The 719-nt window shown below is 76.6% G+C and carries 2 protein-coding genes; both read left to right on the top strand.

Annotated features, from left to right (window positions below; all coding sequences use genetic code 11):
• Nucleotides 1-378 (top strand): biotin transporter BioY (locus AC2W7J_RS18600; protein WP_485984286.1); only part of this gene is annotated, 378 nt, incomplete at its 5' end.
• Entirely contained in the window at nt 365-598 is a 234-nt protein-coding gene (locus tag AC2W7J_RS18595) for a hypothetical protein (RefSeq protein WP_485984284.1), read from the top strand. The genes AC2W7J_RS18600 and AC2W7J_RS18595, both read left to right, overlap by 14 nt.
• Nucleotides 599-719: the final 121 nt, after the last annotated feature.

Here is a 719-nt window from a genome sequence, read left to right as displayed (position 1 = left end):
GGCCTGCCGCTGCTCGCCGGCGGCCGCGGCGGACTGGCGGTCTTCGCCGGGCCGAGCGTCGGCTACCTGGTCGGCTGGCCGATCGCGGCGTGGGCGGTCGGCGCGATGACCCAGGCGATGGGCACGCCCTACCGCACCGCCGTCGGCATCGGGATCAACGTCCTCGGCGGCGTCCTCCTGCTCAACCTCCTCGGCGTCATCGGCATGATCCTGCGCGCCGACCTGTCCGTGAGCGCCGCGCTCGTGGCCGCCGCCCCCTTCGTCCCGGGTGACCTCGCCAAGGCCGTCATCGCCGCCGTCGTCGCGAAGGGGGTGCACGCGGCCTACCCGGGTCTGATCCGCGCCCGGCGCCCGGCCCGAGAGGATGCCCTCGTCTGAGGTCCACGTCCTGGCGGCGGCGGACCCGGTCGCGGCCTTCGTCGAGGCCGACCGGCAGGGGCGGCTCGTCGCCCTGCCGACCTCCGGCACGTCCGGTCGCCCGCGGACCGTCGTGCGGACGACGGCGTCGTGGACCGACTCCTTCGCCTCGGTCGCCGGGCTCACCGGCACCACCGCCGCGAGCCGGGTGTGGGTGCCGGCCCGGTCACCGCGACGATGAACCTCTTCGCCACCGTCCACGCCCGCTGGGCCGGCGCGCGCCTCGCCCCGACGCTTCGCCGAGGCGACCCAATGCGCACCTGACGCCGACCTCCCTTCGTCGGCTGCTGGCGGACGGGGCC

This window comes from Janibacter sp. CFPM2_SD2 (assembly GCF_057364645.1).
Note: the sequence above shows the minus strand (reverse complement) of the source record. Positions and strands in the feature narration are given on the sequence as shown.